Consider the following 13,345-nt stretch of genomic DNA (forward strand, 5'->3'; position numbering starts at 1 on the left):
GCCCTACAGGCGCACGGCGGTGCCGAAGTATCCATCGTGGTGGACCAGGGCAGCGCCGGTGACATGGCCGCCGCCTGCCTCGACCTCACCGACCACGTGCAGATGGTCGCCGATCTCCTGGCGGAGAACCACGCGGGCGGTGAGCCATGCCGGTACGCCGTCGAGCAGGGGCAGGCCGTCGGGGGACGGTTTCCAGGGGACTCCCGCGAAGCGGTCGGTGCCGCTGCGGGCGAAACCCTGCGCCAGGGCGGCGTGTTCGGCGCCGAGGATGTGCACCGCGAACCGTTCCGCCGCCCGGACCGCGCGGGCGGTGGAGGCGGTGAGGCCGAGGTGGAAGGAGACCAGGGCCGGCTCCAGGGAGACGGAGGTGAAAGAGGTCGCCGTGAAGCCCGCCGGGCCGGGAACCGTGATCACTGTGACGCCGGCCGCGTGCCGGCGCAGGGTGCGGCGCAGGACCTCGGCGGCGGGGGCGGCGTCCACTTCCTGGTGCTCTCCGGTGACGGTCATGAACGGGGCTCCCTCGTGATGGACGCGATGGGCACGATGGGCACGATGGGCTCAATCGTGAGGATCGGGCTCAACTCCGGGCCGCCACGCAGCCGTTCGAGCCACTGGACGACGGCGGCGGCAGTGGTGCGGTGCGACGCGTCGTTGACGGTGTCGTGGAGTCCGCCGCGTACGACGCCGAGGCTCGCCCGGGGCAGTCGGGCCGCGAGGGCGCGGGCCCGGTCCGCAGGGGTGACCGGGTCCGCGTCGCCGTGCAGGACGAGCACGGGCAGCTCGGGTGCGGCGGTCTCCGCCGCGGCGGCGAGCGCGTCGGGGGCTGGGTCGCCCAGCCGGCCGCGCGCGAAGCCTGGGTCCTCGGCGAGGCGCCTGCGGTGGACGGGGCAGGCGGTGCGGGCGGCGAGTTCGGCGTCCCAGCCCTCGCCCGCCTGGAATCCGGCGGCCGCGGTCGGGGCCGTACCGGCCAGGATGATGCCGTGGACAGCGAGTTCCGGGTCCGGGTCGGCGGCGGCGACCAGCGCCTGGAGGGCGCCGGTGTCGGCGCCGACCAGGACGACCGGGGCAACGGGGTCCGGGCCGGCGGCCTGCCGCAGGGCGCTGCGGACGGTGTCCCGGTCGGCTCCGGGCTCTGTGCCGAGGGCGTGGACGACGTAGGCGTCGGCAGCGAGGCGGCGGCCGAAGCGTTCGTACACTCCGCCGTGCTCGCCACGGCCGGGGAGGACGAGGAGGGTGCCCCGGCTGACGGCCCCGGCGGGCGGGTGCCAGCTGTGGGCGGTGGTGAGCAACTCGGTCATCGAGCACTTCCGGAGGTGACGAGCGAGGTGGCGGTGGCGGCGCGATGCGCGAGTTCCTGGCGGACCAGCGGGATGAGATGGCGGCCGTAGTCGATGGCGTCGTCCAGCGGGTCGTAGCCACGGATCAGGATGGTGGTGACGCCGATGTCCACGTAGTCCAGCAGGGCCTGGGCGACGGTCTCCGGTGTGCCGACGAGCGCGGTGGAGTTGCCGGCCGCCCCGGAGGCCGCGGCGGGCGCGGTCCACAGCGCGCGGTCGTGCCGGTCGGCCTTCGCCGCGGCGGCCAGCAGCCGCTGGGAGCCGGTGTTCTGCGGGCCGTCGGCCCCGGTGAACCGCTTGACCTGGCCGAAGAACGACTTGCCGACTCCCTCGTTGATGGTGTCGAGGATGCGGTGGGCGCGTTCCCAGGCCAGTTCCTCGGTGGGGCCGAGGATCGGCCGGAAGGAGACGCTGATCCCGGGTGCCTCGGTACGGCCCGCGGCCTGCGCGGCAGCCCGTACGGAGGCGATCTGCTCGGCGGTCTCGGCGAGTGGCTCGCCCCACAGGGCGAAGGTGTCGGCGTGCCTGCCGCCCACCCGGTACGCGGCCTCGGAGGAGCCGCCGAAGAAGAGCGGGATGCCCGACTCGCGCACCGGCAGCACGTCGCTGTGGTAGTCCTCGAAGCGGTAGTGCGTGCCCTCGTGGCTGAAGGGCTCGCCGGAGGTCCAGGCACGGCGGAGGATGCCGAGGTACTCGTCGGTGCGGGCGTAGCGCTCGTCCTTGCCGAGGTAGTCGCCGTCCCGGCGCTGCTCGGTGTCGTGGCCCCCGGTGATGGTGTGGACGGCGACACGGCCACCGGAGAACTGGTCGAGGGTGGCGAAGGAGCGGGCGGCCAGGGTGGGGGCGATGAAACCGGGACGGTGCGCTATCAGCAGGCCCAGCCGTTCCGTACGGGCGGCGACGTGGGCGGCGACCTGGGTGCCGTCGGGAGTGCCGGAGCTGTAGCCGATCAGAACGCGGTCGAAGCCGCCGTCCTCGTGGGCGCGGGCGAAGCGGACGGTGTAGTCGGGGTCGATGGCCGGCCCGCTGCCGGGGCGGGTCTCGGAGGCGTCGCGGGTGCCGATCATGCCGATGAACTCGACGGACATGGGGTCATTTTCCCTTCGGAGCGGTGTTGGCTGTGGGGTGACGGGCGAGTGCGGCGCGGCCGGCGGCGGTCAGGACGGAGTCGTCCTGCGGGGTGTGAACGCGGCTGCAGAGCACATCGCGGTAGTGGCGCTGGAGTGGGTTGTCGAGGGTGAGGCCGTGGTTGCCGACCAGGCCGACCGCCTGCTCCACGGCGCCGGTGGCGGCCCGGGTGGCGAGAAGCTTCGCGATCCCGGCCCGGTCCGCCGCTTCGGGGTCACCGGCATCGATACGGGCGGCGAGCGCGTCGACGAGGGTGTCGGCTCCGACGAGGGAGGCCTCGATCTCGCCGACGGCGCTCTGGAAGCGGGGCAGGGTGGCGAGCGGGGCCCCCAGGGCGGTGGGGGTGCGCTCGTGCAGGAAGCCGGTCAGCCAGTCGCGGGCGGCGCCTGCTAGGCCGAGGTAGAGCGCGGCCAGGCCCAGCGAGCCCCAGGCGCCGGTCACCGCGTCGGGGCGGCCGGGAGCGGCGGCGGGTTCGGCGAGCCCGATCGTCTCCTCGAGGGGGACCCGGACTCCGTCGAGGATCACATCGTCGCTGCGGCTGGCCCGTAGGCCGAGGTGGTTCCAGGTGCGTTCGACGCTCAGGCCCGGGGTGCCGGCACGGACGATGAAGGAACCGACCCGGACCGGGTCCTCGTCGGTGCGGGCGTACACCAGCAGGCGGCTGAGCCCGACGGCCCCGGTGGAGTAGATCTTCCGGCCGGTCAGCACCCAGTGGCCGCCGTCGCGTCGGGCAGTGGTGGCGGGCAGCCCGCCGCGGACGGGGCTGCCGAGTTCGGGCTCCACACGCAGAGCGTTGACCAGGGCGGGGCGAGTGGCCGCCTCGGCCAGCAGGCCGGCGTACGCGGCGGTCGGCCAGGCCGGGCCACGCGCCTCGGCCGCATGGACGAACAGCGTCATGGCGCTGACCAGTGCGACGGCCGGGTCACCCGCGCCCAGGGCACGCAGGATACGAACGGTGTCCGTGAGCCCGGCACCGGGGCCGTCGTGGGCCGTCCCGACGGTCGCGGTGAGCAGACCGGCGTCGTGGACGAGCTGGAAGCCCTCCGTGGGGAAGGAGGCGTCCCGGTCGTGCTCCGCCGCGCGTGCGGCGAGGGCGGCGGTTACACCGGGCAGGCGGGCCAGGTCGGGGGTGGGCAGGGCGGGTGCTGAGGCCGATGGCGGCATGGAGGTGCCGAGGTGGTGGGTCATGGAGCTGTCTCCCGGGGCGGGGTGGGGGAAGCCCGCCGCAGGCGACAAGGCCGGCCCGGCGGTCATGCGCCTGCCGCCCCGGCGAGGGTCCGCTCACGGACGAGGCGTACCAGCGTCCCGTAGTCGCGGGCGTCGGCCAGCGGTGAGAAGCCACGGATGAGCAGGGTGCTGACACCCAGCCCCACATAGTCCAGAAGGGATTCGGCGACCTGCTCGTAGGAGCCAACGAGGGCGGTGGAGTTGCCGGCGGCGCCGGTGGTTTTGGCGATGGCGGTCCACAGCCGCTTGTCGTGGATGTCGCCCTGGGCGGCGTACTCCAGGAGGCGCTGGGAACCGCGCTGCTGCGCGTGGTTGAGGTTGAAGTACTGCCTCTCCTCGCCGGTGCGCTCCTTGGTGAGCCGGAGGATCTCCTGCGCGCGCTGCCAGGCCTCGGTCTCGGTGGCGGCGGGGATGGGGCGCAGGCTGACGCTGAAGCGCGGGTCGCGACCGTAGGGGGTGGCGGCCGCGCGCACCTGGCGGATGCGCTCGGCGATCCCGGCGAGCGGCTCGCCCCAGAAGGCGTACACGTCGGCGTGCTTGCCGCCGACCCGGACCGCGTCGTCGGAGGCGCCGCCGAAGTAGACGGGGATGGGGTCGGCGGGCCGTACCGCGGACCAGCCGCCGCGGACCTGGTAGAACTCGCCGTCGTAGTCGAAGGGCGTCTCGGCGGTCCATTCCCTGCGGACCACGTCGAGGAATTCGTCGGTGCGGCGGTAGCGGGTGACCTTGTCGGTGAGGTCTCCGTCGCGGGCCTGGTCGGCGTCGTCGCCGCCGGTGATGACGTGCAGGGCGACCCGGCCGGGGTGGAAGGCGTCCAGGGTGGCGAACTTGCGTGCGGCGAGGGTGGGGGCGACGAAGCCGGGGCGGTGGGCGAGCAGCACGCCGAGCCGGTCGGTGTGGGTGAGGATCTGGTCGGCGACGGTGAAGCCGTCGGGGCTGGCGGAGGAGTGCGCGACCAGGATCCGGTCGAAGCCGGCCTCCTCGTGAGCGCGGGCGAGGTCGCGCAGGTAGCCGGGCTGGACGACGGGGCCCCTGGCGGCGGCGGCCTCGGTCTGCGCCGAGACGCCGTCGCGTCCAGTACTGCCGTTGACGGGGGTCGCGGCGCCGCTCTCGCTGGTCTCCTGGGTGGCGGCGATGCCGATGAACTCGATGGTCATGGGGGGCTCCGGGGGGGTCGGGGGAGGATTCAGCCGAGCTGGGCGCGCCACGTCGTGGCGTGGTGGCAGGCGACGGTCCGGGTCGTGTCCGGCGCTGTCTCCGGATCCAGATCCGGCTCCGTCTCCGGCTCCGCGACGACGGCCGGGCGCGGCGTTTCACGGCATTCGGGCCCGGCGAAGCGACACCGGGGCGCGAAGGCGCAGTCCACGCCGTCCGGCCAGGGTTCGCGGCCGGCCGGGGCCCGCAACTGTGCGGGGAGCAGCCGGTGTTCCCGGCGCACGCTGGGCGCGGACGCGGTGAGCAGCGCTGTGTAGGGGTGGTGCGGGGAGTCGAGTACGTCGCCGATGGGGCCCTCCTCGACGAGATGGCCCCGGTAGAGGACGGCGACCCGGTCGGCGATCCCGGCGAGCGAGCTGAGGTCGTGGGATATGACGACGACGGCCAGGTCGAGGTCGCGCCGCAGCCGGTCCAGGAGCTGCAGTACGAGGTTGCGGTTGGAGGCGTCGAGGGCGCTGACCGGTTCGTCGCTGAGCAGCAGCCGCGGCCGGGTCACGATGGCGCGGGCCAGCGAGACGCGCTGGCGCTGGCCGCCGGAGATCTGGCCGGGGGTGCGGGATCCGAGCTCGTCGGGGTCGAGGCCGACGAGTGTGAGCGCTTCCGTGACCCGGGCAGCACGCTCCTCCCGGCCGGCGGAGCCGGTCGCGGCCAGGGGTTCGCCCACTATTCGATGGACCGTCAGTTCGGGGTCCAGGGAGCGCAGCGGGTCCTGGAAGGTGAGCTGCACCTGGCCCGTACGGCGGAAGGCGCGCAGCGCGCCGCCGCCCAGAGCCGCCAGGTCCTGACCGTCGAAGCCGATCCGTCCGGCGTCCGGCCGGACGAGGCCGACCGTGGCACGGGCCAGCGTGGTCTTGCCGGAGCCGGTCTCGCCGATGATGCCGAGGATCTCGCCGGAGCGGGCGGTGAGCGAGACGCCGTCGAGGACCCGGGTACGCCTGCGACGGCCGTACGAGACGGTGAGACCGCTGATGTCGAGCAGCGGCGGGGCGGCGGTGGCGGTGGCGGTCGTCATGCGCGGGCTCCTTCCCGGGCCGGTGCGGCGGGTGCCCGCAGGCAGCGGGACTGGTGGTGCTCGCCGACGGAGTACAGGGGCACCGGCCCCGCGGTGCACTCGGTGGTGACGTAGGCGCAGCGGTCGGCGAAGCGGCAGCCGGGGAGTTCGGCTCCGGCCTCCGGCGGGCGGCCGGGGATGGTGTCGAGCTCGCGGCGTCCCCATTCGCCGATGGAGGCGACCCGCAGCAGGGCCTCGGTGTAGGGGTGTGCTGGGGCGGCCAGGACGCCGGCTGTCGGGCCGTTCTCGACGATCTCCCCGGCGTACATCACGAGAATCCGGTCGCAGATCTCGGCGACCACGGCCAGGTCGTGGGTGACCAGCAGCAGCGCGAGGCCGTGTTCGGCGCGCAGCCGCCTGAGGAGTTCGAGGATCTCGGCCTGGATGACGACGTCCAGGGCGGTGGTGGCCTCGTCGGCGATGAGCAGTTCGGGCTCGCAGGAGATCGCGACGGCGATGAGGACGCGTTGCAGCATGCCGCCGGACAGCTCGTGCGGGTACTGGTGATAGACGTCGGACGGCCGGTGCAGGCCGACGTCGGTGAACAGTTCGACCGCCCGGGCGTGGGCCTCGGTACGGGACAGACCGAGCTTGACCCGGAGCTGTTCGGCGAGCTGGCGGCCCACGGTGAGCGCGGGGTTGAGGTACGACGCCGGGTCCTGGAAGACCGCGCCGAGCCGTCGGCCGCGGACGGCGTCCCACCGCTTGCGGGTCAGTGCGGTGAGTTCGGCGGCCTCGCCGCCGCCGTTGCCGAGGACGGCCCGGCCGGATGAGACCTCGCAGCCGGGCGGCAGCACGCCCAGGACCGAGCGGCAGGTGAGGCTCTTGCCGCTGCCGGACTCCCCCACCAGGCCGACGGATTCGCCCCGGGCGAGGGTGAACGACACGTCGCGCACGGCACGGGTCCGGCTGCCGCCCACGGTGACGGTGAGCCCTTCGACGTCCAGCACTGCCGTGGTGCCCGCGGGCCGCGGCTCGCGCGGCAGGGCGGCAGTTCCGGCCTCGGGCCGGTGCGGGCTTCCGGCCTCCCCCGAGTGGCTGGGCGGCATGGGCGGCCGTGGCTCAGGCGACGGGGACGGTGGCATCGGTCTGCTCCTCGCGGGGCGGCTGCGTGGACTGAGGCGGATTCGGTGCCGGCGGGCTCGGTTCGTCCCGCTGCGACGGCGGGAGGTGCGACGGTGCGGCCCGGCGGTCGCGGACCGGCCGCAGCCGGCCGGTTCCACGCAGGGCAGCGGCGAAGGTTCGCCGGACGGGCCCGGCACCGGCGCCCTGCGTACCCGCCGGGGCATCGGCATCGGCGCCGCTGTCGCGGATCGCGTCGGCGAGGAGGTTGAGGGCGCCGACGGTGATCATGATGACGGCGGCGGGGAAGAGCGGGGCCCAGGGCTGCTGGGCGAGGTAGCCGAGGTCGCTGGCGAGCATGCCGCCCCAGGTGGGGTCGGGGGGCTGGACGCCGAGGCCGAGGAAGGTGAGGGAGGCGACGACCAGCAGCGCCTGTCCGGTCGCCTGGGCCGTGGTGACGGCGACGGTCGGCAGGATCTTGCCCCAGATGTGGACCCGCAGGATCCACCGCCGGGAGGCGCCCATCAGCTCGGCGGCCTCGACGTACTGAGCCTGCTTCAGGCCGAGCGCGGCGGCTCGGGTGACGCGGAAGAACAGCGGGGAGAAGAGCACACCGAGGGCGAGCATCGCCTGGTGCATGCCATTGCCGAGGGCACCGACCACCGCGATGGCGAAGACGGTGAACGGCAGGGTCATCAGGGCGTCGACGACGCGCAGCGCGGTCCACTCCACCCCACGGCCCAGCCAGACCGAGGCGAGCCCGGGGACGACGCCGACCAGCGCGGCGGCGCCGACGGCCTCCAGCGCCCCGGCGACGGACAGCGCCGTGCCGGCCAGCAGCCTGCTGAGCACGTCACGGCCGAGGTAGTCGGTGCCGAGCAGGTGGTGCGCGCTCGGGCCGTGCAGCAGGTCGGCGGTGTCCTGGGCGAGTGGGTCGTACGGGGCGAGGGTGCCGCCGGCGACGGCCACCACCGCGACCACGGCGAGGACGACAAGGGCGATGCGGGCCGTACGAAGCCGCCAGGCGCGGCGCAGGGTGTTCATGACGGGCTCCCTTCCGCTGTCGCGGCCTCCGGAGCGGGGCCGCGTCGGGCGGCCGGGTTGAGGGCGGTCAGGGCCGCGTTGACCGCCACGTTGGCGAGGAGCACGACGACGACGGTGACCAGCAGGGTGCCCTGGACGACGGGGATGTCGTGCTGCTCGGCGGACTGCAGGGACAGCTGGGCGATGCCCGGCAGGTTGAAGATGCGTTCGGTGACGACCGCTCCGCCGAGGATCGCCGGCACACTCATCCCGAGTACGGTCAGGGCGGGTCCGGCGGCGTTCCGCAGGACGTGCCCGAACAGCACGCGGCGCGCCGAGAAGCCACGCATCACCGCGCCGGTCACGTAGTTCTCCCGCAACTCCCCGACCAGCGAGGTGCGCAGCTGCCTGGCGATGGAGGCGGCGGCGTCGAGGCTGAGGGCGAAGGCGGGCAGGATCGCGTACCGCAGCCACTGGCCGGGGCCGGTGGCGAACGGGACGTAACCGCCGGAGGGCAGCGCGCCGAGCTGCACCGAGAAGAGCACGATGAGGCCGATGGCCAGGACGAACGGCGGCAGGGTGCCCAGCACTGAGCAGACCAGTGTGACGGTGCGGTCGATCCGTCCGCCGCTGTTCAGCGCGGCGGCGATGCCGGCCCCGCCGCCGAGCAGGACGGCCAGCAGCAGTGCGAGCCCGGCGATCGACAGGTCCACAGGGAGGGCCTGGCCGATGCTGTCCGAGACGGGGACGGAGGTGAACCACGACCGGCCGAAGTCGCCGGTGAGGACGTGGCCGAGCCAGCTGAAGTACTGCGTCACCAGTGGCCGGTCGAGGCCGAACTGATGCTGCATACGCGCGATGTCGGCCGGGGTCGCGGTGTCGCCGAGCACCGCCGCGGCCGGGTTGGCGCCGGAGAGGGCACCGAGTCCGAAGGTGAGCAGGGAGGAGAGCAGGAAGACGGTCCCGGTGACGGCGAGCAGCCGGCCCAGGGAGCGGGGGGCGGCCGCCGCGCGGCGGGCGAGAGGCGCCCAGCCGCGTGCGGCGCGTCTGCGTTGGGCGGGGAGCGTCCCGCCGGGCGCGCTCACGACGCGGTGACTCCCTCGAAGCGCTGGACGACGGTGTACCCGGGGATCTCTGAGACCTTGTCATTGCGGGCCAGGATCCGGGGGACGGTGTAGAGGAAGACGTTGGGCTGGGCCTTCACCGCGATCGCCGTGGCCGCCTGGAGCGCCTTGGGATAGTCGGCGGAGTCCAGCGGGGTACCGCGGACGGCGTCCAGCGCCTTCTGCAGCTCGGGCGAGGTGGTCCGGCCGGGGTTCATCAGGCCCTGGTCGCCGAAGAGCACCTGGAATGCCTGGACGGCCGAGTCGCGTCCGGCGAACTGGTCGGTGAAGAGCGCCTTGCTGTGCTGGACGTAGATGATCTGGGTGGCCTGCGCCGCCGGGATGGTCTCGATCTTCGCGGTTATGCCGACCTTCTTGAGCTGGGCCTGGAGCAGTTCGGGGATGCCCTGCGCCTGGGAGGTGGTGATGGTGAGTTCGAGTCCGCCGGCGTGCCCGGCCTTCGCCAGCAGTTCCTTGGCCTTGGCCGGGTTGTAGGCGTACAGGCCGTCGAGTTCGTCGTTGTGGCCGACGTAGCCCTTGGGGAACGGCTGGTAGGCGACCTCGCCGTACCCGAAGGCGGCGGTCTTGAGCAGTTCCTCGCGGTCGACGGCGTACTTCAGCGCGAGGGCCACGTCGGGGTCGGTGAAGGGCGCCTGCTTGATGTTGACGTCCAGCACCGCCACCACCAGGGAGGGGATGACCTGCACCTTCAGTCCGGCCGCCTTGGCTGCCGCCACCTGACTGCCCGGGATCTGGGCGACGTTGTACTGGCCGGACTGGAGGGCCGCGACGACGGTGGTGGCCTCGGGGAGCGGGTAGACCTCGAAGTTCTCGACCTTGATCTGCTTGGCGTCCCAGTAGCTGGGGCTGCGGCGCAGTACGGCCTTGGAGTTCTGTACGTACGAGGTGAGGGTGAAGGGCCCGGCGCCGGCCGGTTCGGTGGCGATCGACGCGGCGTCGGCCTCGAAGACCTTGGGGTTGACGACCATGCCGGTCTTGCCCGCCAGCAGCGCCGGGATCTGGAAGTCCGGCTGCGCCAGTTCGACGGTGACGGTGAGCGCGTCGGGTGCGGTGATCTTCTTGACGTTGACGAGTTGGGCGGCGACGAGCGACTTGGCGTCGTCCCGGCCGCGTTCCAGGCTCTTCTTGACGGCAGTGGCGTTCAGGACCGTACCGTCGCTGAAGGTCAGGCCCTTGCGCAGGGTGAAGGTGACGGACGATCCCGTGGTGTCGTACTTCCAGGACTCGGCGAGCGCCGGGACCGGGTCGCCCTTCTCGTCCAGTCTGGTCAGTGCCGCGTAGGTGAGCGAGAGGACGTGTACGTCCCAGCCGGCCGAGGAGGTGACCGGGTCCCACGAAGTGGGCAGCGCCCAGCCCCACTTGAGGGTGCCGTTGGTGCCACCGGCCGTCGTCGGCGACGCGTTGCCGCCGCAGGCGGCGAGGGCCAGCGCTGCGCCGGCGCCGAGGGAGAGCCCGAGGAACGACCGTCTGCCCAGGCCGGCGACGGCGGCGGGGGTGGAATGGGTCCGGAGGATAGGCATGGGCGTGCGTCACCTTTCTCGGCCGTGTGCGGCCCCCGTCGGAGGGCGTGCGGGCACGGCCGTACGGCGCCTGGCCGGCGTACCGGCGGCGCGCGGAAGGTAGGGGCAAGAGAAGAGCGAGGGGAGGGCCGCGAAGGGTGGGGACGCAGCGGAAGCCCGACGGAACGGTCCACGGGATCAGACGGACGCGCGGTGCACGGCCGGGCTCAGCGGACGGTCCGGGCGGGGGAACGGGACGGGCGCGCCGGGAGAGGGGCGGCGGTCAGCGACAGAGAGCGCTGGAGGTACGCCGGTAGTCCACGTAGCGGCACACCACACCAAGGTGCGTCGAATTCATGCCGCCATCTTGGCGGGGTGGCCGAACCGGTGTCAATGGATACCTAGAGGTGTCTCATTGGCCGAGACCCTCGCCACCAGGCAGTGTCCGGCGGCCACACCGGGTCGCCCGGCATGCGCTAGGGCCGCAGGACCGCCGGATGCACCCGCGCCTCGTCCGGGTGCAGCCAGAGCAAGCCATTGCCGGTATCGACGCGGACGGCCCGCGCCGGCGGGTCCGGACAGCCGGTGAGCAGCTCCAACTCCGGCTCGGTGAGAGACCGGTGCCCCTCCAGTGCCTCCTCCGCGCAGGGCAGCCCGGGGGCCGGCCGCAGCCCGGGGGCGACCTGGCAGGCGGCGTCCAGATACTCCTCGTAGCGGCGCCATCCCGGGACGACCGCCCGGCCCCCCGGCCCCGTCAGCAACAGGGTCGGCAGGGCGTACCGATGGCGTCCGCCCACGAGCTTGGCCCGGCCGCCGTGCGGACCGGGAGCATCGAGCCGCAGGACCCGGTGGTCCGGGCGGCGGGTCTCGGTCCAGTCCCGGCGGACGGCCTGCCGGGTCGCGTCCGCCCGCATGTCGCGCAGCAGACGGGGCTTGTCCAGCCCGGGAACGCCGGCGACGGCGGCCAGGACCCCGTCCTCGGTGTCGGCCGGGGTACCGAGTACGAACGTGGCCTCGCGCAGCCGTCGCAGCACCCGTTCGGCGACGTCGGCGGACTGCGACTCCGCCGCCTTGGCCGCGAGGGAGGCGGGCCAGCTCGTCCGGGCCACCCACTGCAGCCGCGGGGTGTGCGGCGCCCGGGTGTGCGCGGCGATCCCCGCGATGAACCCGCGGTACCAGCGGGTCTCCGCGTCCGGATCGGGGGCGGGGTCCTCGTCCTCGTCCTCGTCGAAGAGAATGCCGAACACCCTGCGCCAGGCGACCTGGCCGCCCAACGCGTACCGCAGCCGGCGGAAGGTCGGCTCCGAGCCCCAGGCCCACGGGCAGGCCGGGTCGGTGAACTCAACGACCTCGACGACGGGCCCGCCCACGGGTGTCACCGGGCGGGCGGACTCCCCGCTCACGCCGGCACCACGCTGTCGGCGGCCCGGCCCCGGGGTGCCGGGACGCGGGACGGCAGGAGTCCGTCCAGGCCACCGCCGCTCACCAGCTCGGCCAGCGTCATACGGCCGACCACGGCGTCCGCCGCCTCCTGCACCGCGCGCCAGACGGCGGGCAGCAGACCGGCCGCGCCGGGATATGCCAGGGCGTCGAGCCGTTCCCCCCGCAGCGTCATGAAATCACCGTCCACGGCGACCATCACCTCCGCCAGCGTGATCTCCGAGGCGTCGCGGCCGAGCCAGTAGCCGCCCTCGCAGCCACGCTGGCTGCGGACCAGCCCGGCCTGGCGCAGCTGGCGGAAGACCGACTTGAGAAACCGGAACGGGATCTCCTGGGCCGAGGCGATGGCCTCACAGGTGAGCGGCCGTTCCGCGTCGGCGGCCAGCTCCGCCAGCGCCCGCACCGCGTAGTCCGCCTTCGCCGAGATATGCATGACACCGTCTTCCTGCAGGCCGCGACAATGGATACATCTTGACATCCATTCGGCGCGCTCTCTACGGTCGAAATATGACCTCGCACGTCGAAGGCTTCCACCCCGATCTTCCCGACGCCGACGGGGACAGCCCGGCGCTGCCTCTGCGGACGCGGGTGCATCACATCCGCGCCGACGCACTGGACGGGGACACCGCACAGAGCGGCGGCATGCGCCGGTTCGCCGCGATCAGCGGGCGCACCGTCGGCTCCGAGCGGATCTGGATGGGCCAGACCCATGTCGCCCCCGCCACCGCCTCCTCCGACCACCACCACGGCGCCTCCGAGACGGCGATCCACGTCGTGAGCGGCCACCCGGAGTTCGTCTTCCTCGACGACTCGGACGGCGCCCCCCAGGAAATCCGGCTCCGCACCTCCCCCGGCGACTACATCTTCGTCCCGCCGTACGTCCCGCACCGCGAGGAGAATCCGAGCCCGGACGAGGAGGCCGTCGTCGTGATCGCCCGCAGCACCCAGGAGGCCATCGTGGTGAACCTGCCGGGGCTGTACGTGCTGGGGCACGGTGACGACGCCGGGGAACAGAGGTAGCGGCGAGGGCAATTCGGTTGCGGCGGAAGGCACTGCTTGGTCCACTGAACGACATGACGACGCTCACCGCCGAGATGCCCCCGCGTTCCTCCAACAGGGGTGGTGAGCTGTTGGTCGTTGCGTACTGCCGCCTCCTTCCGAGCGGCCACCGGGATCGGTGGCGGGAGGCCGTCACCGATCCGCTCACGGAATTCCGCTGATCCGAACTGATCCGAAGTG

13 protein-coding genes are annotated in these 13,345 nt (G+C 73.3%); 1 reads left to right on the forward strand and 12 read right to left on the reverse strand.

Annotated elements, in window-relative coordinates; translation table 11 throughout:
* Positions 1–3 precede the first annotated feature (3 nt).
* The 12 genes from FCI23_RS07370 to FCI23_RS07425 form a co-directional block, all read right to left on the reverse strand.
* Positions 4–507 (reverse strand): flavin reductase family protein, encoded by a 504-nt coding sequence (locus FCI23_RS07370; RefSeq protein ID WP_136722644.1) that lies wholly within the window; start codon positions 505–507, stop codon positions 4–6.
* Positions 504–1,298 carry an alpha/beta hydrolase gene (locus FCI23_RS07375; protein WP_136722645.1) on the reverse strand — a complete coding sequence of 265 codons (795 nt, stop codon included), beginning with the start codon at positions 1,296–1,298 and terminating at the stop codon, positions 504–506. The genes FCI23_RS07370 and FCI23_RS07375 overlap by 4 nt, the downstream gene beginning before the upstream one ends.
* Positions 1,295–2,425: an LLM class flavin-dependent oxidoreductase gene (locus tag FCI23_RS07380; protein WP_136722646.1), complete on the reverse strand. Its 1,131-nt coding sequence runs from the start codon at positions 2,423–2,425 to the stop codon at positions 1,295–1,297. Before FCI23_RS07380 ends, FCI23_RS07375 begins: the two co-directional genes overlap by 4 nt.
* 4 nt (positions 2,426–2,429) lie before the next feature.
* Positions 2,430–3,653, reverse strand: a complete 1,224-nt coding sequence (locus FCI23_RS07385; RefSeq protein ID WP_136722647.1) for an acyl-CoA dehydrogenase family protein — start codon at positions 3,651–3,653, stop codon at positions 2,430–2,432.
* Positions 3,654–3,715: 62 nt separating this feature from the next.
* Positions 3,716–4,849, reverse strand: coding sequence for an LLM class flavin-dependent oxidoreductase (locus FCI23_RS07390; RefSeq protein WP_136722648.1), 1,134 nt, complete (start codon positions 4,847–4,849; stop codon positions 3,716–3,718).
* A 29-nt stretch (positions 4,850–4,878) separates the two neighbouring features.
* On the reverse strand, positions 4,879–5,919 hold the full coding sequence (locus FCI23_RS07395) for an ABC transporter ATP-binding protein (RefSeq protein ID WP_136722649.1): 1,041 nt from the start codon (positions 5,917–5,919) through the stop codon (positions 4,879–4,881).
* Positions 5,916–7,043: an ABC transporter ATP-binding protein gene (locus tag FCI23_RS07400; RefSeq protein ID WP_246143477.1), complete on the reverse strand. Its 1,128-nt coding sequence runs from the start codon at positions 7,041–7,043 to the stop codon at positions 5,916–5,918. The genes FCI23_RS07395 and FCI23_RS07400 overlap by 4 nt, the downstream gene beginning before the upstream one ends.
* A complete protein-coding gene (locus FCI23_RS07405; RefSeq protein ID WP_136722650.1) occupies positions 7,021–8,064 on the reverse strand; it encodes an ABC transporter permease in 1,044 nt (347 codons plus the stop codon). The genes FCI23_RS07400 and FCI23_RS07405 overlap by 23 nt, the downstream gene beginning before the upstream one ends.
* Positions 8,061–9,128: an ABC transporter permease gene (locus FCI23_RS07410; RefSeq protein ID WP_136722651.1), complete on the reverse strand. Its 1,068-nt coding sequence runs from the start codon at positions 9,126–9,128 to the stop codon at positions 8,061–8,063. Before FCI23_RS07410 ends, FCI23_RS07405 begins: the two co-directional genes overlap by 4 nt.
* Positions 9,125–10,687, reverse strand: a complete 1,563-nt coding sequence (locus FCI23_RS07415) for an ABC transporter substrate-binding protein (RefSeq protein ID WP_136722652.1) — start codon at positions 10,685–10,687, stop codon at positions 9,125–9,127. The genes FCI23_RS07410 and FCI23_RS07415 overlap by 4 nt, the downstream gene beginning before the upstream one ends.
* 455 nt (positions 10,688–11,142) lie before the next feature.
* Entirely contained in the window at positions 11,143–12,069 is a 927-nt protein-coding gene (locus FCI23_RS07420; RefSeq protein WP_246143478.1) for a DsbA family oxidoreductase, read from the reverse strand.
* Entirely contained in the window at positions 12,066–12,539 is a 474-nt protein-coding gene (locus tag FCI23_RS07425) for an RrF2 family transcriptional regulator (RefSeq protein ID WP_136722653.1), read from the reverse strand. Before FCI23_RS07425 ends, FCI23_RS07420 begins: the two co-directional genes overlap by 4 nt.
* Positions 12,540–12,613: 74 nt before the next feature.
* Between FCI23_RS07425 and FCI23_RS07430 the strand changes: the two genes are divergently transcribed.
* A complete protein-coding gene (locus FCI23_RS07430) occupies positions 12,614–13,126 on the forward strand; it encodes a cupin domain-containing protein (RefSeq protein ID WP_136722654.1) in 513 nt (170 codons plus the stop codon).
* The last annotated feature ends 219 nt before the right edge of the window (positions 13,127–13,345 follow it).

It is taken from the genome of Actinacidiphila oryziradicis, assembly GCF_005047355.1.
GTDB classification, from domain to species: Bacteria; Actinomycetota; Actinomycetes; order Streptomycetales; family Streptomycetaceae; genus Actinacidiphila; species Actinacidiphila oryziradicis.

Coding starts and splice junctions, on each gene's coding strand:
- FCI23_RS07405 (WP_136722650.1), bottom strand. CDS start 8,064: ATGAACACCCTGCGCCGCGCCTGGCGGCTTCGTACGGCCCGCATCGCC.
- FCI23_RS07385 (WP_136722647.1), bottom strand. CDS start 3,653: ATGACCCACCACCTCGGCACCTCCATGCCGCCATCGGCCTCAGCACCC.
- FCI23_RS07425 (WP_136722653.1), bottom strand. CDS start 12,539: ATGCATATCTCGGCGAAGGCGGACTACGCGGTGCGGGCGCTGGCGGAG.
- FCI23_RS07370 (WP_136722644.1), bottom strand. CDS start 507: ATGACCGTCACCGGAGAGCACCAGGAAGTGGACGCCGCCCCCGCCGCC.
- FCI23_RS07430 (WP_136722654.1), top strand. CDS start 12,614: ATGACCTCGCACGTCGAAGGCTTCCACCCCGATCTTCCCGACGCCGAC.
- FCI23_RS07395 (WP_136722649.1), bottom strand. CDS start 5,919: ATGACGACCGCCACCGCCACCGCCGCCCCGCCGCTGCTCGACATCAGC.
- FCI23_RS07400 (WP_246143477.1), bottom strand. CDS start 7,043: ATGCCACCGTCCCCGTCGCCTGAGCCACGGCCGCCCATGCCGCCCAGC.
- FCI23_RS07380 (WP_136722646.1), bottom strand. CDS start 2,425: ATGTCCGTCGAGTTCATCGGCATGATCGGCACCCGCGACGCCTCCGAG.
- FCI23_RS07390 (WP_136722648.1), bottom strand. CDS start 4,849: ATGACCATCGAGTTCATCGGCATCGCCGCCACCCAGGAGACCAGCGAG.
- FCI23_RS07415 (WP_136722652.1), bottom strand. CDS start 10,687: ATGCCTATCCTCCGGACCCATTCCACCCCCGCCGCCGTCGCCGGCCTG.
- FCI23_RS07375 (WP_136722645.1), bottom strand. CDS start 1,298: ATGACCGAGTTGCTCACCACCGCCCACAGCTGGCACCCGCCCGCCGGG.